Source organism: Thioalkalivibrio paradoxus ARh 1, assembly GCF_000227685.2.
GTDB lineage: Bacteria > Pseudomonadota > Gammaproteobacteria > Ectothiorhodospirales > Ectothiorhodospiraceae > Thioalkalivibrio > Thioalkalivibrio paradoxus.
This window is the reverse complement of sequence record NZ_CP007029.1, coordinates 1,909,701-1,929,800: the sequence shown is the minus strand read 5'-3', so window position 1 is coordinate 1,929,800 and position 20,100 is coordinate 1,909,701. Positions and strand designations below refer to the sequence as shown.

The following is a 20,100-nucleotide window of genomic DNA, read 5'->3' as shown; positions in this document are numbered from 1 at the left end:
AAGGGGGATGCATGGCGGAACCGACCGGGATCGGTACAGGCAGGGATGGAGCGGATCCCGGCGTGCAATCGGTGCAGCAGGCACTGTCGCTATTGTTCGACCAGGCTCCGATGGGCTACATGGCCCTGAAGGAAGACGGTCGGGTGCTGGAGATCAACGACGCGGCGGCAACGCTGTTCGCCGTTGCGCGCGAGCGGCTGCTGGGCCAGCCCTTGACCAAGCACGTGGCGCCGTGGCATCAGGATCGCTTGCGCAGCTACCTGCGCGATGTCTGCGCCATCATCGATCGCAGCGAGTGGCTGCGACATGTGCTGGATCTGCGCCCCGAAGGACCCGATGCGCCGCCCCGGCGTGTGCGGCTGTATTCCAGACCCTACCCGTCGGCGGTCCACGGCTGGTGTCTGACGGTGCTGGTCGATTCGAGCGCCGAGGCGCGTGCCGAATCGGCGCGCCGCGAAAGCGAACTGCTGCAGCAGGCGGTGCTGGACGCGTTGTCCGCAATGATTGCGGTGATCGATCCGGCCGGCCGCATCACTGCGGTCAACGAGGCGTGGCGGCGGTTCGCGCGCGAAAACGGCGGATCTTTGGAGCTCGAGGCCGGCGTCGGCCTGGACTACCTTCAAACTTGCCGCGACGCACTTGTGACCGATGCCGACGAGCTGGCGGATCGGGCGCGCGAGGGTATCGGTGCGGTGCTGGCGGGGGAACGCTCGGAGTTCGTGCTGGAGTACCCCTGTCACTCTGCCAACCGGCAACGCTGGTTTCTGATGACCGTCACGCCGTTGGGATCCGGTCGCGTCGGGGCCGTCGTCGCGCACGTCGATATCAGCGAACGGGTCCGCATGGAGCAGGAGGCCCGCGTCCATCGCGAGGAGGCGGCACATGCGGCCCGGCTGAGCTCGGTGACCGTGCTCGCCGCATCTTTGGTGCACGAATTGTCACAGCCGCTCGCGGCGGTGAATCTGTTCGGCGAGTCGGTGGCCACACTGGCCCGTAGCGACCCGCTGGATCGGCCGCGCCTGCTTGCTGCCGCAGATGAACTCCGGGAACAGGTGGCGCGGGCGGTCGGGATTCTCGATGGTCTCCGCCGCTTCATGCGGCGGGGCGAACTGCAGACCGAGCCCTGCGCTCTGGAGGAACGGATCGAGCAGGCGATGGGCCTGGTCGGTCCGCTTGCGCGGCGCAAGCGTGTCCGGATATCGCTGGAACACGGTGATGAGTCGATCCCCGTGAAAGTGAACCCGCTGCAGATCGAGCAGGTGCTGGTGAACTTGCTCTGCAACGCCATCGAGGCGATCGATCGTGGCGACTGCAAGACGCGGAGGGTCCACATTCGGGCCGAGATCCTGGACGGAGAGGCGCGGGTCACGGTGACCGATACCGGCCCCGGATTTTCGCCCGAGTGGCTTGCCAGGGTCTTCGATGTGTTTGAAACCGAGAAGGAGAGCGGGATGGGGATGGGGCTTGCAGTCAGCCGCACGATTGTCGAAGCGCACGGCGGACGCCTTTGGGCCGAGTCCGGGCCGGAAGGAGGGGCACTGCTCACCTTCACGCTGCCTGTGCACCGGCCGGAGGGCGAGCGTTGACCGGCACAGGGACGGTGGTTCTGGTCGACGACGATCCCGCAGTGCGCCGCTCGCTGTCGCTGGCGCTGAATCTGGCGGGCTACGAGGTAAAGGCGTTCGCTTGCGGCGGGGACTTGCTGCGGGATCTGGATATGGAACAGGTGGGCTGCCTGCTGCTGGATCTGCGCATGCCCGACATGAGCGGCCTCGAACTGCAGCAGGAACTGTCGGAACGTGGCTGCGCGCTGCCGGTGATCTTCATGTCGGCCTTCGGCGATATTCCGACGACCGTGCGCGCGCTGAAAGGCGGAGCGCTCGATTTCCTGGAAAAGCCGTTCTCCACCGAGTCCCTGATCACCCGGGTCGAGGAGGCCTTGGCAACGGATTCGGCGATGCGTGCCGAACGGGACTGGCGCTCGCGCATCGCAGAACGCGCCCGCCAGCTCACCGGGCGGGAACGCGAGGTGATGGCCCTGGTCACCGACGGGCTGAGCAACAAGGAAATCGCGCGGCGTTTCGAAATCAGCCCGCGCACGGTCGAGAAATATCGAGCGAGAGTCATGGAAAAGATGCAGGCTGCCAATCTGGCCGACCTCTGCCAGATGGTCGCGGCGGTTCCGGCCGCGCTCGACGGCACCAGCGTTGCGCGGCGCGCCGAGTCAGGCACTGGGTAGTAGTTCAGGCATCCGACGCGAGCGCGGCCCGCGCGGCCTGGAGCCCGCCGCGTACCGCGGCCTCCAGCGTGGCCGGAAGCCCCGGAACCAGGTAATCCCCGGCGAGATGGAGTCCCGGACGGCCGCTGTCCGGGCCGGGGCGCAGCGGGTCGATTCCCGGGCGGGCGTCGAACGTCGCGGCGCGTTCGCAGATGCTGTATCCGCGTTCGGGCAGACCCAAGCCGGGAAACGTGGCCGCCAGTTCCTGTCCGACCTGGTGCCAACGCCTCCCGGGCTCGGCTTCCGGAAAGTCCCCGGCGGACGAGATGACCACCGCGGCCCAGTGCGGCTCGCCGCTGACCCCGCGCGGCAGCAGCCACTGGCCGTGCTGTCCCAGCAGCCCGGTCAGCGCGGGCAGCCGGCCGAGCGGCTCCGGATAGCGCAGATACACGGTGCAAATGGCGCGTTCGCCGAGTGCACAGAGTGCAGACCGGACCGGATCCGGCCCGGGCGCGTCGGGCAGCAGGCGCTGGGCCGCGCGCGGGGGCGTGGCAAGGATGACCTGGGTGCAGTGCAGGGTCTCGCCGCCGCGCAGCCGCAGTCGGAAATCGCGGTCGCCGCGGGACTCGATCGCGGTGACCCGGGTGGACATGCGCAGCTCGGCGCCGAGGCTGCGCAGCCGCGCGACGGCCGGTTCGGGAAACAGCGCTCCGAGAGGCAGCCGCGGAATCATCAGCCGGGCATCCCGATGGCCATGGAGCAGGGTCAGGCGCAGCGTGTTCCGGAAGATCGCGGCGGAAGCGGCATGCGGGGGCGCGTTCATCACCGCCAGGCAAAGCGGTTCCCACAGCATGCGGATGAGTGCCTCGGACTGACGATGGCGCTGCAGCCAGCGGAGCACATCGACATCCCGGCGCAACGGCGCATACAGCATCGCGGCGGCGCCGGCGACGGTCGCCAGGCGCTGGTTCCGTGCCTGGGGAGCCAGCGCGCGGTACAGCGCGGCTGCCAGCGACCAGGGCGTCGCCGCGTTCGGTGCGAGGTGGAACCGGTGTCCGGCGGTTGCATCGGACGAGGACTGCAGCGTCAGCTGGAACGGGAGGGTCAGCAGCGCCCGGTCGGGGTCGACGCCGACACCGCGCAGCTGGGCCAGCACTTCGTGGCAGGCCCCGACCAGGATGTGCTGGCCGTTGTCGAGCAGGGCATCGCCAAGCCGGAGCGTGCGCGCACGGCCCCCGGGGATGGCCGCCGCCTCCAGCAGCGTTACGCGCCGGCCGGCCTGCGCCAGCACCAGGGCCGCGCTGAGCCCGGCCCAGCCGGCGCCCACCACGGCCACCGGCGCGGCGTTCACGGACGTTTGCCGGCTGCGCGGGCCGTGCGCCAGGCGATCCAGAGCTTGCGCAGCGGCGTGAGGCGGACACGGTGCTCGAGCACGCGGAAACCGTCGCGTTCGATTTCCTCCAGCAGCGCACGGTAGATCGCACCCATGATCAGACCGGGGCGCTGGGCGTGGCGGTCGGCCGCCGGCAGCTGCTCCTCGGCCCTTGCGTAGAAGCTGCGCGCCCGCTGCGCCTGATGGGCGAACAGCGCCCGGTGCGAATCGCGGGTGATGTTGTCGCGAAACTCGCGGGGATCGACGCCGAAACGCTCGAGTTCGTCCAGTGGAAGGTATACCCGACCGCGGACCGCGTCTTCGTGCACGTCGCGCAGGATGTTCGTCAATTGCAGCGCCATCCCGAGATCGTGGGCGTATTTCAGGGTCCGCCGGTCCGAGTAGCCGAAAATCTCCGCTGACAGCAGGCCCACCACGCTGGCGACCCGGTAGCAGTAGAGCGACAGCGTGGCGAAGTCCGGGTAGGCGTCGTAGTCGAGATCCATCTGCATGCCGTCGATGATCTCGTCGAAGTATTCGCGGGCGAGGTTGCGCGTCTCGAGATGAGGCTGGAGGGCGCGCGTGATCGGGTGTCGCGGCTCACCGCGGAACAGGGCATCGAGTTCGTCGCGCCACCAGTCGAGTTTCGCGTGGGCGACGGCTGGCTCGCGGCAGTCGTCGACGATATCGTCGACCTCGCGACAGAAGGCATACAGCGCGATGATCGCACGTCGTCGTTCGGGCTCGAGAAAGCGGAACGCGTAATAGAAGCTGGAACCGCTGCGGGCCGCCTTCTGCTGGCAGTATTCGTCGGGTGACATGGGCGCTGGGGCGGGCTGGATTTCGGCAGGCAACATACCACAGGCCCGCGCCCGGGAGGCTCGAGGGTCGTGCCTGCCCAGGTCAACGAGGCGTCGTGCGGCGGCGCGGAGGAAACAGGCTGTGGCGCAGGATCGCCCACTGGTCGCGACGGCGCAGGCGCGGTCTCGAGAAGACGTCGTCCTGCTGCTCGAGCCGCCAGAGCACGCGCGCGCCCGCGTTGATGATCGCGCGGATCTCCAGGCCCAGGCGCCCGCGTAATGCCTGCCCGAGCGGTGCGCCCGAGCGCAGCAGGCGGTCGGCACGGCGGTATTGCCGCTGCATCAGTCGGCGCATCCGGACATCGCTGATGCCTGCCCGCAAGTGGTCCTCGGTCACGCCGTATTCGGCCATTTCGTCGGCCGGCAGGTAGATGCGGCCGTGCTCGGCGAAGTCCTGGCGCAGATCCTGGCAGAAGTTGATCAGCTGCAGCGCCGAGCAGACCGCGTCCGAGTGGGCCAGATTAGTCGGGGTCGCCGCGCCGGCCAGGTGCAGCAGCAGTCGGCCCACCGGGTTCGCGGAGCGCCGGCAATAGGCCATGATCTCGCCGAAGTCCGCATAGCGGGTTTTCTCGAGATCCTGCAGAAAGGCGTCTGCGAGGTCGAGGAATGGCTGGCGCGGCAGGTCGAAACGCTGCACGGTGTCGGCCAGGGCACGCCACTGCGGTTCGGTCTCGCTCTCGGGTGCGGCCAGCGTCCGGATGCGCTGCTGCAATGCCTGCAGCGCCTGCCGGCGTTGCCCGACGGAGCGCGGGTCCTCGTCGGCGAGGTCGTCGGCATCGCGGGCGAAACAGTAGATCGCCGCGATTGGGCCGCGCAGCCGGCGCGGCAGCAAGCGCGACGCGACCGGAAAATTCTCGTAGTGCGCGGCCGCCCGCTGCAGGCAGTGCCGGTAGGCCGCATCGGTGAGCGGGTCAACGCCCATCGGGAAGGCCTGGCCCTGGCGGATCGGATTGCGCTGACGCATCGCGGTCGACATTGCGCAGCGGCGTATCGACACGCTCCGGCGGCTCGGGCCGCTTGCGGGCCCGGATGCCGAGTTCCTCGAAGCGGCGTGCGCTCGGCATCACCTGGCGCTCCAGGTTGCCCACGGTGGCGTTGAAGGCCTCGGCACCCTGTTCGAGTGCCCGGCCGAGACGCGTCAGGTGCTCGGTGAAGCTGCCGAGGCGCGTGGTGAGTTCGGTGCCCAGGTCGCGGATCTCCAGCGCATGCGCGGTCAGGCGCGCCTGTTGCCAGCCGTATTCGACCGCGCGCAGCAACGCGATCAGCGTACTTGGGGTCGCCAGCAGGATCTGCCGTTCCAGTGCCTGCTCGAGCAGACCGGGTTCCTGTTCGAGCGCGCTGGCCAGAAACTGATCGCCGGGCAGGAACAGCACGCTGAACTCCGGCGTGTGCTCCAGTCCCGCCCAGTAGCGCTTGCCCGAGAGCTCGACGATGCGGGCGCGCAGTTGCTGGGCGTGGCGTTTCAGCGCGGCGCTTCGCGCCTCGGGTTCGCTGGCATCGACGGCCGCCAGATACGCGTCCAGCGGCGTCTTTGCGTCGACCACCAGCGCGCGCTGCCCGGGCATGTGTACGATCATGTCGGGCCGCTGCCGGCCCTGTTCGCCGGTCAGCGCCGCCTGTTCGGTGAAGTCGCAGTGGGCACTCATGCCGGCCAGTTCGACCGCGCGGCGCAGCGTCAGCTCGCCCCAGCGCCCGCGCACGCCCGGACGCGACAGGGCCTGCACCAGCGCCCGGGTCTCCTTCTGCAGTTCGCCGTGGTCGCTGCTCAGCCGGCGCAGTTGTTCGTTCAGCGCGGAAAAGGCCGATTCGCGCGTCTTTTCCATCGTCTGCAGTTCCGCCTCGGTCTTCGCGAGCGTTTCCTGGATCGGCCGGACCAGATCCTCGAAGCGGGTTTCGCTGCGGCTGAGTTCGTGCTGGCCGCGCAGGAGCTGCTGGTTCATCACCGACTGGGCGAGGCGCAGGAACTGCGTGTTGTTCGCGCGCAATGCGTTGTTCGCCAGCGCCGAGAAGGCGTTGCCGAGCTGTTCGCGCGCGGTATCGAAGCTGGCATGCAGGTCTTCGCGCCGCAGTTCCGCATAATCGCGTTCCGCTTCGAGGCGCGCGTTCTCGGCCATCAGTACCTGCACACGCGCGTTCAGCCGGCTGGTGGCCCAGGCGTGCCCGATCCCGATCCCGAGTACGAACAGTGCGGCCGCAAAGGCCCAGAACAGACCGGGCAGGGTGTTCAGCTCGCCAGCCATTCGCGCCCGGTTGCCAGCGCGTCCGCCCAGACCCAGAAATCCGCGGGTGCCGCCAGGCTGCCGTCGGCCTGCCAGCTCTCCGGATCCTCGGACGGGTCGATGTAGCCCCAGCCCGCGATCAGGGTATGCATGCCGGCGGCGCGGCCGGCCGCGATGTCGCGTTCGGCGTCGCCGATGTAGACCATCTCGCCGGGTTCGGCGCCACTTTGGCGCGCGGCCAGCCACATCGGTTCCGGGGCCGGCTTGCGTTGCGGCAGGGTATCGCCGCTGACGATGCTGGCCAGTCGTGCGGACAGACCCAGCGCGTCGAGCAGCGGTTCGGTCAGCCAGGCCGGTTTGTTGGTGACCACGCCGACGCGCAGGCCGAGCCGCTCGAGTTCGTCGAGCACTTCGGCCATTCCCGGGAACAGCGCGGTATGCCGGCAGAGGTCTTCGGCGTAGATCTCGAGATAGCGTTGCTTGAGCCGCTCGCGGGTCGCGCCGTTGGCACCGGGAAACCCGAGTTCGACCAGGGCCTTCGAGCCGTGCGAGACATGATTGCGCACGGCCGGAAACGGCAGCGGCGGACGGCGTTCTTCCTGCAGCAGCCGATCCAGTGCGGCATGCATGTCCGGGGCGGTGTCGAGCAGGGTGCCATCCAGGTCGAACAGCACCCCGCGCAGCAAATGCTTCATCAGGCGGTGCCTCCGCGATCCGGGCGCTGCGCATGGAGCAGGTAGTTCACCGTAACCGACGGGGTGAGACGGTATTCGCGCGTGATCGGCGAGTAGGTGAGGCCGGTCAGGGCGCGGACCTCAAGGCCGTCGGCGCGCAGTGGGGCCGCGAGTTCCGAGGGCCGGATGAAACGCGCGTATTCGTGCGTCCCGGCCGGAAGCAGCCGCAGCAGGTATTCGGCGCCGACGATGGCTTCGACAAAGGCGCGTGGCGTGCGGTTGATCGTCGACAGAAACAGGTGCCCGCCCGGCGCCACCAGCCGGACCAGCGCGGCGAGGGCCGATTCCGGTTCGGGTACGTGCTCCAGCATTTCCATGCAGGTGACCACTGCGAAGCGGCCCGCATGGTGCTCGGCAAAGGCCTCCGCAGTGGTGTGGTGGTAGGCGATCTCGAGTTCGCTTTCGACCGCGTGGGCGCGGGCGACCTCGAGGTGTTCGGCACCGGCGTCGATGCCGGTGACCCGAGCGCCGCGCAGCGCCATCGCCTCGGCCAGGATTCCGGCGCCGCAGCCGACGTCCAGCACCTCCCGGCCGTGCAGACCGGCCCGCTCGTCGATCCAGTTCAGGCGCAGCGGATTGATCGCGTGCAGCGTGGCGAAGGGGCCGGTGGGGTCCCACCAGTCGTCCGCACGCGACGTGAACTTGGCCAGTTCGGCCGGATCGACGTTGTGTGGCTCGCGCGGGGCTTCGGAGGAGGTCATCGGCTTCGGGCTCCTTGTCAGTGTGCAGCCTGCACGCGTTCCTGCCAGATCCGGGTCATCGCGCCCAGTTCGTCCAGGTCCAGCGTGCGCAGTTCGCGACCCCGCAGCAGCGGCTGGCCCGCGACGAACACGTCGCTGACGGCGTCGCGGGTGGCAGCATAGACGATCTGCGCATGAGGGTCGTGGGCCGGCTGGAACTCGAGCCCGCCGAGATCGATCGCGATCAGGTCCGCGTATTTGCCTGGTTCCAGCGATCCGATCTGCGCCTCCAGGCCCAGCGCGCGGGCGCCGTTCAGCGTCGCCATTTCGAGCGCCTGGCTGGCGGAGACGGCCGTCGCATCGCCCGAAACCCCCTTGGCCAGCAGCGCCGCGGTACGCATCTCGCCCAGCATGTCGAGGTCGTTGTTCGAGGCGACGCCATCGGTGCCGAGCGCGACGTTGACGCCGTTGCCCAGCAGACGCGCCACCGGGCAGAACCCGGAGGCCAGCTTGAGATTGGATTCGGGGCAGTGCACGACGGATGTCAGCGATTCGGGGAGACGTTCATGCTCGTGCTCATCGAGCTGGGTCATGTGCACCGCCGCCAGCGGTTGTTCCAGCAGACCCAGCCGGGCCAGGCGCTGCAACGGGCGCTCGCCGTGCTCGGCCAGCGCGGAACTGACTTCGTGGGCCGTTTCGTGCACATGCATGTGCACGGCCACGCCGAGCGCTTCCGCCCGGGCGCGAATCTTTCGCAGGCTGTCGTCGCCCACGGTGTACGGCGCATGCGGCGCGACGGTGAAGCCGATCCGCGGGTGCCCCTGCCAGGCCGAGACCAGCGCCGCACCCTTGTCGAAGTACTCTCCAGGCGTGCGCGCCCAGGGGGTCGGGAAATCGATCACCGTCAGGCCCAGCGCCGCGCGGATGCCGGAGGCATCCACCACCCGGGCGGTTTCCTCGGGAAACAGGTACATGTCGCTGAAACAGGTGGTGCCGCCCCGGATCATCTCGGCCACCGCAAGCCGGCTCCCCGCATCGACGAATTCGGCCGACAGCAGACGCGCCTCCGCCGGCCAGACGTGCTGCTCCAGCCATTCCATCAGCGGGAGATCGCCGCCCACCCCGCGCAACAGGGTCATCGCGGCGTGCGTATGCGCGTTCACGAAACCGGGCAGCAGCGCATGCGACGGGAATTCCAGCCATTCCGCGCCCGGATGGCGAACGCGGGCCTGCGCATCGGGGAGGATTTCCACGATGCGTTCTCCACGCACGACGACGCAGTGGTCTTCCAGCACGGTGCCCCGGGGAACGACCGGGAGCACCCAGCGTGCACTCAGGATCCGTGTTTCGGCCATCGCATTCCCCGGGTTCGTGATTCCCGGACGCCGCGTACGCCGGGATGACTACGCGGCGAATTCTACCCGCGAACCCCGGAAGCACGAAACGCCAGGCGCCGGGGCAGCGCGGCGCAGCACGGTCGGGCCGGTGGCTCGGCTCCGCCCCGGGTGCAAACGGGGCGGGGCCGCACGCGTCAGCGACCGTTGATGCTGAAACGTCCCGGTCCGCTCAGCGCGATCGCGATGCTCGCCAGCAGGAACATCCCCTGCAGCTCGAGCTGCCAGCCGCCCTGTGCGGTGAGATCGAAGAGTTCGTGCGAATGCGCGAGATGGAACGCGAAGGCCATCGTGATCCCGGTCAGGACCGCTCCGATGCGCGCATGCCAGCCGATGATGATCAGGATGGGCGCCAGCACCTCGCCCACGAACACCCCGTAGGCGAGCTCCGCCGGCAGGCCGGCTTCCACGACCATCATTTCGATGCCGTCGATGCCATGCATCACCTTGTGAATGCCATGCATCAGGAACAGCACGCCGAATCCGAGGCGTAGGATCAGTTTGCCGGCATCGTCTAGAATGGGGGAATTCATTCAGAAGGTCTCCCTGTTGGTCTGTACGGTAAGGACAAGCCCGGGGTGCCAGTGTGCCGGGAAGCGGCGGCTGCCGCCAGCCGGCAGGTCGGCTGAATGGAACGAGTTGCGCGGCGTTTCTCAAGCAGCGTCGCCACCGATCCGCGGCGCTCAGCCACGAGCGTAGGTGCCGACCAGGCGGTTCATGCCGATCACCCTGGGCTCGATACGCGCAAGCAACTCCCAGAGGCTCAGGCCCGACGGAAGCTCGGCGGCGTCGTTCAGCGCCAGCACCCAGAAATAATAGCGATGGCTGCCGTGTCCCGGAGGCGGCATCGGCCCGCCGTAGCCCGTGTTCCCGAAATCGTTGCGGCCGGCTGTGTGTTCGCGTGTGCCTTCCGCTAGCCCGGCCACGGACGCCGGGATGTTGTACAGCACCCAGTGCACGAAGCCATAGGTGCCCTGGGACGTCACCAGCGGGGCGTCGGGATCGTGGCAGACGACCGCAAGGGCGCGGGTGCCGTCGGGCACGCGCGTCCAGGACAGCTCCGGCGAGAGATCCTCGCCTTCGCCGGTATGGCGTTTCGGAATCGCCCCGCCGTCCCGGAACGCGGCACTCGCAAGCTGCATGTCGGATAACGCAAAACCCATTCCCGCCTCCTCGACCGTTGCACAATGCTCTTGAGTCTAGTCAATCGCTGTGGCATTGGTGCAGCCACCGAACGGGCCCCGCAGATTGGAGGTTGCAGTAGCATGGGTGCGTCCGGAGGATACGCATGATGAAGACTGATCCCGATCCGAGAGCATTGTCGACCCCAACCGAGGCACCGTCGCGAAGCCTAGTTCGCGCTGCCGTCCTCGAACAGTTGCGGCGTTTCAAGCAGGCGCGGGGAGCGGAGTTTCGGGTCAGCCGGCTGGGCGTTTTCGGGTCCGTGGCGCGCGACGAGGCCGGGGCCGAGAGTGACGTCGATGTGGTGTTCGAGACCGACGACCCGAACCTGTTCCGCACGGCCCACCTGCGCCAGGAACTGGAGGAGTGGCTCGGGTGCCCGGTCGACATCGTTCGGCTGCGCCCGACGATGAACGCATCCCTCCGCGAGCGCATCCTGCGTGAAGCCAGGTATGTCTGATCCTCAGCCCTCACCTGATCGACTGCGATCGGGCTTCGGGCCAGTGTCGGGGTATTCGTGCGTCCTGATAGTGGTCGCAGGGTAGGGAACGGCACCAAGCCTTCGCGTCCCGCCCGGGGATAAGGGGTAGCTTCGTGCCTACCGCTTTCAGGTGGCGGGGTTCTTGGATGGGTACATGAAAAAGGCACAATTAAGTGCCTGTGTTCAAGAAATTATTGGCGGAGAGGGTGGGATTCGAACCCACGGTACGCTCGCGCGTACAACGGTTTTCGAGACCGCCCCGTTCGACCACTCCGGCACCTCTCCATGGGTCGATGCTGGCGCTGCGCGCTGGGTCGCGCCACGACAGGAGCCGGATGATAGCAGAAGCGCCGCGCCCAAGGTACACGATCGTTCGTGATCGGCTTCAGGGCATCAGCCGGGTGATCGTCCAGCCGTCGGCGCCGCGGGTGTACTGGAAACGGTCGTGGAGCCGGTTTTCGCGGCCCTGCCAGAACTCGAACAGGTCGGGTTCCAGGCGGTAGCCGATCCAGCTGGGGGGGCGGGGCACGTCGCCGTCTGGGTGGCGCGCGCGGATTTCGGCCAGGCGGCGCTCGAGTTCTTCGCGACTGTCGATCGGTTGGCTCTGGTGGGAGGTGGCCGCGGCGTAGCGGCTGCCCTCCGGACGGCTGGCGAAGTATTCCTCTGCGAATTCCGGTGGCAGCGTTGTGACCCGCCCGTTCACGCGCACCTGGCGTTCGAGCTCCGGCCAGAAGAACAGCACCGAGGCGCGCGGGTTGGCGGCAAGCTGCTGGCCTTTCAGGCTGCGAGAATCGGTGTACCAGCTGAGTCCCGTGTCGTCCAAATGCTTCAGCAGCACCGCGCGGACCGAAGGCTGGCCGTCGGCTCCGACGGTGGCGAGGACCATCGCGGTCGGGTCCGGGTGGTCGACGCCCTGCGCATCGGCGATCCAGGCCGCGAGTTGTGCGACCGGGTCGGCCGCGAGATCGCGGCGGTCGAGCGTGCCCTTGCGGTAGTCGCGCCGGGTATCGCGGTGATCGGTCCGGGCCATCGGCGGGGTCTCCTGAGTTTGCGCTGACGGTGAGATTACTCCACTTTTGCCGGTTGCAGGACGGATATTCCGGGAATCCAATCGACAGGCGAGGAGGCATCGATGGCAAAGCCGATCGTGGCGGCAAACGAACCCAAGGCGGTCCAACTGGAGCAGGGCAGGGAGTATTACTTCTGCAGGTGCGGGCGCTCCCGCGAACAGCCGTTCTGCGACGGCTCGCACGAGGGCACCGGGATCGAACCGCTGGCATTCAAGGCGCGCGAGGACGGCGAGGCCTGGTTGTGTCAGTGCAAGCAGTCGAAGGATTTTCCGTACTGCGATGGCAGCCACGGGCAGGTGCCGGACAGCGCGGTCGGGCAGGTATTCGAGCCCGAATCGGCCGTGACCGAAGGGGCGGCTGAAGGGGACGGGGCGGCAGCGGCGCCCCCCGAGCCGCGGAATACGGAGACCGAGCCCCATCTGGAATTCGTCCATGCGCTGGCGCGGGGCGGACTGGACGAGGTTGGGCATTTCGGCCCCACTGTGGCGATGGGTGTGCCCCGGGCGCGGCTGCCGTCCTGGGACGATATCCAGATTCTGACTGCGCAGCTTGCGCGCCGTCCGCTGGCCGGCGACGTGCCGGTGGACACGGGGTTGGTGATCGGACCGGAGGCGCGGCGACCGTTGCGTCTGGAAACGCCGTTGCTGATCACCGACATGAGTTTCGGTGCGCTGTCGCGCGAGGCGAAGGTGGCGTTGGCCCGCGGCGCGGAGCGCGCGGGGACCGGAATCTGTTCCGGAGAAGGCGGGATGCTGCCCGAGGAACAGGCGGAAAATTCCCGCTACCTGTTCGAACTGGGGCCGGCACGATTCGGGTACCACGACGAGATCCTGGACCGGGTGCAGGCGTTCCATTTCAAGGGCGGGCAGGCGGCGAAGACCGGGGTGGGCGGAGTCCTTCCGGGCGCCAAGGTCACCGAGGGGATCGCGCGGGTCCGGGGAATCGAGCCTGGACAGGATGCGATCTCGCCGCCGGCGATCGCGGGCCTGGAATCGCCGGAAGACTTCCGCCGTTTTGCCGACGAGGTGCGCGAGCGCACCGGCGGGATCCCGATCGGTTTCAAGCTCTCCGCGAACCACATCGAGCAGGATCTCGGTTTTGCGTTGGAGGCCGGGGCGGATTACGTGATCCTCGACGGTCGTGGCGGCGGCACCGGCGCGTCTCCGGCGTTGCTGCGCGACCATATCAGCGTGCCGACGATCCCGGCACTCGCAAGGGCGCGGCACTACCTCGATCTGCGAGGAAGCAGCGGCCGGGTGACGCTGATCGTGACCGGCGGCCTGCGTACCCCGGCGGACTTCGTGAAGGCGCTGGCGCTGGGTGCGGACGGGATTGCGCTTGGGAACAGCGCGATCCAGGCGGTCGGCTGCGTGGGTGCGCGCATCTGTCATACCAACCGCTGTCCCAGCGGTGTTGCGACCCAGGATCCGGATCTGAGGCAGCGGCTGGACCCCGAACAGGGTGCGGAGCGGCTGGAACGCTTCCTGACCGGGTCGCTGGACTTGATGACGGCGCTGGCGCGCGCAATCGGCCGGGCCCGGCTGGCGGATCTGAGTCGCGATGACCTGATCACCTTCGACCGGGATCTGGTGCAGCTTGCGAACCTGCCGTTTGCCGGCGTACACAACCGCGATCCGGGCTAACCTCCATGGCCTATGTGGCGACCCCCGATGATGAAAGAGGCGTAGGGCGGAAAAGGCCGAAGGCCGTCATCCGCCATTCCCACGCCGGGGTTGCCGCAGGCCGCGCGGGGCGATCCGAACGCCATGTGGCGGATGACGCTGCGCTTTTCCGCCCTACGGGTCGCCAGGGACACGAGACAGGCCGTGACTTTCACGCTAGCTCCGGGCCGGGGTCGCGGACGTCGCGCGTTGCGGGGTAGAGGTCCGCGGGGTCTTTTGAAAAACCCCGGGGTCCGGCGTGTAATGGTCGAAACCTTCGAGGCCCTGTCAGTGGATACCCCCAAGCCCCTGTTTTCCTATCGCAAGTACTGGGCCCAGCGTTTCGGTGTTGCGCCATTTCTGCCGATGACCCGCGAGGAGATGGATGCGCTGGGCTGGGATCGCTGCGACGTGATTTTGGTCACCGGCGATGCCTACGTGGACCACCCGAGCTTCGGGATGGCGATCATCGGGCGGCTGCTGGAGGCGCAGGGATTTCGGGTCGGGATTATCAGCCAGCCGGACTGGCGCTCGGCCGATCCTTTCCGGACGCTCGGCCGGCCGAACCTGTTCTTCGGCATCACCGCCGGAAACATGGATTCCATGGTGAATCGCTACACGGCCGATCGGAGGATCCGCCGCAACGACGCCTACACGCCGAACGACGAGGGCGGGCGCCGTCCCGATCGCGCGGTCATCGTCTACGCGCAGCGGGTGCGCGAGGCCTGGCCCGAGGTGCCGATGGTGATCGGCGGGATCGAGGCCAGCCTGCGCCGGATCGCGCACTACGACTACTGGTCGGACAAGGTGCGCCGCTCCGTGCTGCTGGATTCCCGCGCCGACCTGCTGCTGTTCGGCAACGCCGAACGCGCGCTGGTCGAAGTCGCGCATCGGGTCGCGGCAGGCGAACACCCCCGGGAGATCCGGGACGTGCGCGGCACCGCCTGGATCTGCGACGGCGCACCGGCCGACTGGGTGGTGCTGGATTCCACCGATGTCGATGCTCCCGGGCCGGTCGACGCGCACCCGGATCCCTATGCCGTGGCCCGCGCCGGGGAATGCGCGCAGGACGTCGCGGCGGGCGCCCGGGTGGTGCAACTGCAGCGCGAGATCCCGCGCGGGCACGCGCGCGAACGCACCGTGATCCGGTTGCCGGCGTTCGAACACGTGCGTGCCGACCCGGTGTTGTATGCGCATGCCTCGCGGGTGCTGCACCTGGAAACGAACCCGGGCAACGCCCGCGCGTTGGTGCAGCGCCACGGGGACAAGGATGTCTGGCTGAATCCGCCGCCGATCCCGTTGACCACGCCCGAGATGGACGCGCTGTTCGATCTCCCCTACGCGCGGGCTCCGCACCCCTCCTACGGCGGCGCGCGCATCCCCGCCTGGGAGATGATCCGTTTCTCGGTCAACATCATGCGCGGCTGCTTCGGCGGCTGCACCTTCTGCTCGATTACCGAGCATGAAGGCCGGATCATCCAGAGCCGATCCGAGGAATCGATCCTGCGCGAGGTCGAGGAGATCCGCGACAAGGTGGAGGGGTTTACCGGCGTGGTCTCGGACCTCGGCGGGCCTACCGCCAACATGTACCGCATGGCCTGCAAGGATCCGGAAATCGAGCGCAATTGCCGGCGCCTGTCCTGCGTATACCCGGGCATCTGCAAGAACCTGAACACGGATCACTCGGCGCTGATCGGCCTGTACCGCAAGGCGCGGGCGTTGCCGGGGGTGCGCAAGGTGCTGATCGCCTCCGGTCTGCGCTACGACCTGGCGGTCGAATCCCCCGAATACGTGCGCGAACTGGTCACGCATCATGTGGGGGGTTACCTGAAGATTGCGCCAGAACATACGGAAACCGGGCCGTTATCGAAAATGATGAAGCCCGGGATGGGTACCTATGACCGGTTCAAGGCGATGTTCGATCGTTTCTCGAAGGAAGCGGGCAAGGAGCAGTACCTGATCCCGTACTTCATCGCCGCGCATCCGGGGACGACCGACGAGGACATGCTGCAACTCGCGCTATGGCTGAAGCGCAACGGTTTTCGAGCCGACCAGGTTCAGGCTTTTCTACCCGGTCCGATGGCGCTCGCCACTGCGATGTGGCACACCGGGCGCAACCCACTGCGCGGCATCCGCCGCAACGGGGGCGAACGCGTGCATGCTGCACGAGGCCTGCGGGCGCGGCGCCTGCACAAGGCGTTCCTGCGCTACCACGATCCGGAAAACTGGCCGCTATTGCGCGACGCGCTGCAGCGGATGGGGCGCGCCGACCTGATCGGCAATGGCAAGCGGCATCTGGTGCCGCGGTATCAGCCCGCGGGCACGGGGCGGGGCGGCCCGACGGGTACCCGCCCGGCGGGACGCATTCGGACCCAGCACACCGGGTTGAAAGCGGCCGGTCCAGGCGGGCGCAAGGCACGGCGGTCAGGACCGAAGCGTCCGGGCTGAATCACACGGCTTGCCCTTTGGGTGACGGCGCTGGCCGGAAGAGGGCCCAAACCGTCATTCGCCGTCCTGATTATCACGGAAGCTCCGCAAGCTGGACTGGGCCATCTTCGAAACCAGCGTCATCGCGAGGAGCGAAGCGACGTGGCGATCCAGAGGGCGATGGTCCCCCCGCGCCGCCTGGATTACTCGCTGCGCTCGCCCTTCGGGCCAGCCTGCGGCTGTTCAATGCGCTATGCGCATTAGTGCCGCGCTTCGCTCGCAATGACGACCGACGCGGAGAGGTATCGCACTGGCTGAGGAGGTTTCGTGATAATCAGGTTCGCCGTTGCGGTATTGGATCCTGGGGTCGGGCGCCGTGATGCACTAGCTTTGGTTCCGTGCCGGCGGAGCCGCCGGCTTTTCGGCGAATCGGTCGGGCGCGAACAGGCGGCTCAGGAATGCAGGCAGGGGTTCCGGAAGCCCGCAGATCCGGTCCGCCAGGAGGGTGCCGCACAGCGGTGCATACAGCAGCCCGCGCGAACCGTAGCCGACGTTGATCGCGACCGGCGCATGTTCGCCGCCGGTGTTCGACAATATGCCGACCGCTGGCAGCCGATCCGGGAATACCGCGCGGGCGCCGAACCAGGCGCCGCTGACGGGCACGCGCTCGGGGTCTGAAAGCGCGGCATCCACCCAGGCCAGTCGAGCCAGATTCTCCCGGTTGTCTTCGTCGCGCACGCCGGCGATCTCACCTCCATGCCGGTAGGTCGCGCCGAGCCAGTGTTGTCCCTCGTCTGCCGGAAGGCAGTAGCCTTGCCCGCTGAGAGCCGACTCGCGGACGCCCGCCAGCCGCGTCGCGATGCGAGTCATCTGGCCGCCGACCACGGCCGGCACGGGCTGCCCCGGGCAGCAGATGCCGCGCACCGCGCCGGTCGCGATGATCGCGGCGTCGAAGCGGCGTGTTTCGTGCCCAACGTGCAGCTGCACGTCCCCGGGTCGGCATTCGACCGCACCCACCGGCAACGGGCGCAGGTCGAGATCCGCTGCCAGATGGCGGCACAGCAAACCGAGATCGAGCGCGAGGCCACCGGGGTAGTCCACGACCGGCCGCTCCGGCGCCTGCGATCGGATGCGGTAGAGATGCCCCAGGGTCGCCGGGTCGAGCGCCACCAGTCTGCCGAGACGGCGCGCCGCGTGCCGGGTCACGCCATGGTGTTCGACGCCGCGCGCCAGGATCAGCCCGGGAACGGCGTCGCCCCCCAGGTCGTCCAGCAACGCATGCGTGGCACGAACCCCCGCCAGCGCGATGGCATTGCGCTCCGGTTCCGCCGCGCTCAGGTGTGGCGTGAGCAGTGCGGCCGGGTTGCCCGAGGCACGCCCTCCTGGCCCCATCGGGTCGAACACGGTGACTTCGATGCCGCGTTGCCGCAGGGCCCGGGCGGCACTCAGACCGGCGATGCCGGCACCGACCACCGCGACGCGGCGCGGAGGCGCTGCCGCCGGTGCCGAGTTCGGCTGGAACGCGCCGAAACAGCGCTCCCGCTTGCCGGCGAATCCCGGGGCCTTCTGTACCGCGAAGCCCACTTCGGCGAGATCGCGCCGCACCTGTCCGGCCGCGGTGAAGGTGCCGAAGGTGGTGCCGCGATGGGAAAGCCGTGCAACCTGCCGGAAGACCGCGACGTTCCACAGGGCAGGGTTGCGCGCAGGGGCGAATCCGTCGAGGAACCAGGCGTCGACGTGTCCCTGGATCTGCGCCAGCGACGGGGCTGCGTCGCCCTGGACGAGGGTGAGCACCACACGGTCGTTGGGGAAGCGGATCCGGTAGACGCCCGACAGTGGCGGTGGATATTGCCGGGAGAGCGGTTCGATGTCCGCTTCGGGGATGCCCTGGGCGCGCAATGCGCGCAGGAGATCCGCGAGCAGGAGCGGGTGCGCCTCGGTGCTCAGGTAGCTCAGGAAGCCGTCGGGCAACGCATGTTCACGCCAGGTCTGCAGGGTCAGGAAGAAATTCAGACCGGTACCGAAGCCGGTCTCGCCGATCGCGAACCGCCGGGTTCTGCGAAAGCGACCGGGCAGGCCGTTGGCCTCGATGAAGACCGCACGCACCTCGCCACAGGGATTCCGTTCGCTAAAGTACACGTCGTCGTAGGTCAGCGCGCGCGGCTGGCCGTTCTCCCAGCCGATACGGGCTGGGGCGAGCGGGTCGAGCAGGGAAGGCGGTGGGGACACGACGCAAGCGCCGGTACCGGCCCGATGGCCGGAGCTACGGGCCGAGCTCGGCGAAGGGCCGCATCGCGATCTGTCGCATGGGTGCCGCGTCCCGCAGTTCGGCGATCATCGGCGCGGCCATGCGCTGGAACTGTTCGAGTTCGTGGTCGGCCAGCGTCTCGTTGCTTGGCAGTTCGGCTCGAAGCACATCCACCGGGCGACCGTCGACGTGCAATTCGTAATGCAGATGAGGCCCGGTGGTGCGGCCCGAGTTGCCCGAGAGTGCAATGCGTTCGCCACGCCGGACCTCGTCGCCCTTGGCCACCAGCGCGCGCTGCAGATGCAGGTAGCGGGTACTGTAGCCCTGGCCGTGTTCGATCTCGACATAGCGCCCGGCGTACGGATGGAAGTCGACGCGCGTGACCGTGCCGTCCGCCGGCGCGAGGATCGGAGTGCCGATCGGCATCGCGAAATCGGTTCCGGGATGCGGCGCGGTTCGTCCGGTTACTGGATGGCGGCGCCGCAGGTTGAAACCCGAACTCACCGGGTGCTTCCCGGCAAAGGGCTTGCGGTCGAAGGGGGGCAGCAGGCTTTCGCCGTCGAGGGTGTAGAAGCGCCCGTCGGTGTAGCGGGCGGCGCTGATATCGACCTCCTTGCCGCGATACTCGAACGCCAGCAGGCGGATTTCGTATGGCGTGTCGTCGCCCACGAGCATTTCCTGCTCTAGCAGCAGCGTGAAGCGGTCCCCGGTCCGGGCCTGCTTGCGCACGGGCAGGTGCCGATCGAGCAGCACGCCGAGTGCCTCGGCGGCATCCGGCGATAGCTCGTTGCGTGCGGCCAGCGAGGCCTCGATATTGCCACGGACCTCCGCGCTGAGCACGAGATGCGTGATTTCCCGAATGTTGCGCACCTCGCCCCGCGCGAAGCTGCCATCGTCGTCGCGGACCCATTCATGCCCGAGGGCCTCGTCGGTCCACAGGCGCAGATGCAGCAGTTCGCCGTTGTCGTCGACCCGCCACTCGACCTCCTGGCCGGGATGCACCAGATTCAGGATGCGGGCGCTGTCGGAATCGGCCAGCATGCCGTAAAGCGTCGTGAGCTGCAGATCCCAGGCGCTGTTCCAGAGCGCGCCGAGGCTCTCGCCCGCGCGCAGCGTGTGCCGGAACCACTGTGTGCGCTGCGCAGGAGGGGGATCCAGATCCAGCTCGACCGGTTCGTAGGAGGTCGCGGCACCCGGCTGCTCCACGCTCCAGGCTTCGAACGCGGCCGCGTGATCGGACCAGTCGAGCGGCTCCCAGGCATGTGCATCGTCGAGAAGTTCGCCGATGCCAAGGCGGACGCCGGCCGCGTGCTTGAGCGCCTCAGCAAGGTCCCCGCTGCTGGCGTCAGCGCCGCCCCGTGCCGATGCAGAGTCCCGAGCACGCGCATAGGCGGGGTCGGCCGAGCGCGCGAATCCCGGGGATGCGGCACCCGGTGTCCCGGTGATGCCCAGTTGATCTTCCGGCAGGAAGCTGGAGGCCGTGATGGCCGTGATACCCAGACCGCCGAAAATAACCCATGAAATGATCGCTTTGGTCGAGGGCATGTATGCCTG

General features: G+C 68.2%; 18 protein-coding genes and 1 tRNA gene. 5 read left to right on the top strand and 14 right to left on the bottom strand.

The features are described 5' to 3' along the window. The first annotated feature begins 11 nt into the window (after nt 1–11). Both THITH_RS08835 and THITH_RS08830 read left to right on the top strand, forming a co-directional pair. On the top strand, nt 12–1,586 hold the full coding sequence (locus THITH_RS08835; protein ID WP_006747427.1) for a PAS domain-containing sensor histidine kinase: 1,575 nt from the start codon (nt 12–14) through the stop codon (nt 1,584–1,586). Further along, on the top strand, nt 1,583–2,239 hold the full coding sequence (locus THITH_RS08830) for a response regulator transcription factor (protein WP_006747428.1): 657 nt from the start codon (nt 1,583–1,585) through the stop codon (nt 2,237–2,239). Before THITH_RS08835 ends, THITH_RS08830 begins: the two co-directional genes overlap by 4 nt. Nucleotides 2,240–2,243: 4 nt before the next feature. Here the strand turns inward: THITH_RS08830 and hpnE are convergent, their stop codons facing one another. The 9 genes from hpnE to THITH_RS08785 all read right to left on the bottom strand — a co-directional run bounded on the left by hpnE (nt 2,244) and on the right by THITH_RS08785 (nt 10,640). After that, the gene (gene hpnE, locus THITH_RS08825; protein WP_006747429.1) at nt 2,244–3,569 is read right to left on the bottom strand and encodes a hydroxysqualene dehydroxylase HpnE; all 1,326 of its coding nucleotides are present in this window, start codon (nt 3,567–3,569) and stop codon (nt 2,244–2,246) included. After that, nucleotides 3,566–4,411, bottom strand: coding sequence for a presqualene diphosphate synthase HpnD (gene hpnD, locus THITH_RS08820; RefSeq protein ID WP_006747430.1), 846 nt, complete (start codon nt 4,409–4,411; stop codon nt 3,566–3,568). Before hpnD ends, hpnE begins: the two co-directional genes overlap by 4 nt. Before the next feature lie 82 nt (nt 4,412–4,493). Then, a complete protein-coding gene (gene hpnC / locus THITH_RS08815) occupies nt 4,494–5,372 on the bottom strand; it encodes a squalene synthase HpnC (protein ID WP_025367416.1) in 879 nt (292 codons plus the stop codon). Next, nucleotides 5,362–6,690, bottom strand: a complete 1,329-nt coding sequence (gene rmuC / locus THITH_RS08810) for a DNA recombination protein RmuC (protein WP_006747432.1) — start codon at nt 6,688–6,690, stop codon at nt 5,362–5,364. Before rmuC ends, hpnC begins: the two co-directional genes overlap by 11 nt. Further along, nucleotides 6,675–7,364 carry a phosphoglycolate phosphatase gene (gph, locus tag THITH_RS08805; RefSeq protein WP_006747433.1) on the bottom strand — a complete coding sequence of 230 codons (690 nt, stop codon included), beginning with the start codon at nt 7,362–7,364 and terminating at the stop codon, nt 6,675–6,677. Before gph ends, rmuC begins: the two co-directional genes overlap by 16 nt. Further along, the gene (gene ubiG / locus THITH_RS08800) at nt 7,364–8,104 is read right to left on the bottom strand and encodes a bifunctional 2-polyprenyl-6-hydroxyphenol methylase/3-demethylubiquinol 3-O-methyltransferase UbiG (RefSeq protein ID WP_006747434.1); all 741 of its coding nucleotides are present in this window, start codon (nt 8,102–8,104) and stop codon (nt 7,364–7,366) included. The genes gph and ubiG overlap by 1 nt, the downstream gene beginning before the upstream one ends. 17 nt (nt 8,105–8,121) lie before the next feature. After that, nucleotides 8,122–9,438: a TRZ/ATZ family hydrolase gene (locus THITH_RS08795; protein WP_006747435.1), complete on the bottom strand. Its 1,317-nt coding sequence runs from the start codon at nt 9,436–9,438 to the stop codon at nt 8,122–8,124. A 176-nt stretch (nt 9,439–9,614) separates the two neighbouring features. Beyond that, nucleotides 9,615–10,010 carry a DoxX family protein gene (locus tag THITH_RS08790; protein WP_006747436.1) on the bottom strand — a complete coding sequence of 132 codons (396 nt, stop codon included), beginning with the start codon at nt 10,008–10,010 and terminating at the stop codon, nt 9,615–9,617. A 150-nt stretch (nt 10,011–10,160) separates the two neighbouring features. Beyond that, on the bottom strand, nt 10,161–10,640 hold the full coding sequence (locus tag THITH_RS08785) for a YbhB/YbcL family Raf kinase inhibitor-like protein (protein ID WP_006747437.1): 480 nt from the start codon (nt 10,638–10,640) through the stop codon (nt 10,161–10,163). Between the two features lie 125 nt (nt 10,641–10,765). Here THITH_RS08785 and THITH_RS08780 point away from each other — a divergent pair, with 125 nt between their 5' ends. Further along, on the top strand, nt 10,766–11,119 hold the full coding sequence (locus THITH_RS08780) for a nucleotidyltransferase family protein (protein WP_006747438.1): 354 nt from the start codon (nt 10,766–10,768) through the stop codon (nt 11,117–11,119). A 216-nt stretch (nt 11,120–11,335) separates the two neighbouring features. On the opposite strand, the gene THITH_RS08775 is transcribed toward THITH_RS08780, so the two are convergent. Then, nucleotides 11,336–11,425: transfer RNA gene (locus THITH_RS08775), tRNA-Ser, on the bottom strand. 100 nt (nt 11,426–11,525) lie between these two features. After that, on the bottom strand, nt 11,526–12,170 hold the full coding sequence (pdxH, locus tag THITH_RS08770) for a pyridoxamine 5'-phosphate oxidase (RefSeq protein WP_006747439.1): 645 nt from the start codon (nt 12,168–12,170) through the stop codon (nt 11,526–11,528). Nucleotides 12,171–12,272: 102 nt separating this feature from the next. On the opposite strand from pdxH, the gene THITH_RS08765 reads away from it, so the two are divergent. After that, nucleotides 12,273–13,853 carry a glutamate synthase-related protein gene (locus THITH_RS08765; RefSeq protein WP_006747440.1) on the top strand — a complete coding sequence of 527 codons (1,581 nt, stop codon included), beginning with the start codon at nt 12,273–12,275 and terminating at the stop codon, nt 13,851–13,853. Here THITH_RS08765 and THITH_RS19230 read toward each other — a convergent pair. Beyond that, nucleotides 13,850–14,047 (bottom strand): hypothetical protein, encoded by a 198-nt coding sequence (locus THITH_RS19230; protein WP_006747441.1) that lies wholly within the window; start codon nt 14,045–14,047, stop codon nt 13,850–13,852. The two genes, THITH_RS08765 and THITH_RS19230, sit on opposite strands and share 4 nt — an antisense overlap. A gap of 88 nt (nt 14,048–14,135) precedes the next feature. Here THITH_RS19230 and THITH_RS08760 point away from each other — a divergent pair, with 88 nt between their 5' ends. Beyond that, complete coding sequence (locus THITH_RS08760) at nt 14,136–16,319, top strand: YgiQ family radical SAM protein (RefSeq protein ID WP_006747442.1); 2,184 nt, start codon at nt 14,136–14,138, stop codon at nt 16,317–16,319. Nucleotides 16,320–16,682: 363 nt separating this feature from the next. Here the strand turns inward: THITH_RS08760 and mnmD are convergent, their stop codons facing one another. Together mnmD and THITH_RS08750 are read right to left on the bottom strand one after the other, a co-directional pair. After that, the gene (gene mnmD, locus THITH_RS08755) at nt 16,683–18,527 is read right to left on the bottom strand and encodes a tRNA (5-methylaminomethyl-2-thiouridine)(34)-methyltransferase MnmD (protein ID WP_006747443.1); all 1,845 of its coding nucleotides are present in this window, start codon (nt 18,525–18,527) and stop codon (nt 16,683–16,685) included. Between the two features lie 34 nt (nt 18,528–18,561). After that, nucleotides 18,562–20,091: a peptidoglycan DD-metalloendopeptidase family protein gene (locus tag THITH_RS08750; RefSeq protein WP_006747444.1), complete on the bottom strand. Its 1,530-nt coding sequence runs from the start codon at nt 20,089–20,091 to the stop codon at nt 18,562–18,564. Between the last annotated feature and the right edge of the window lie 9 nt (nt 20,092–20,100).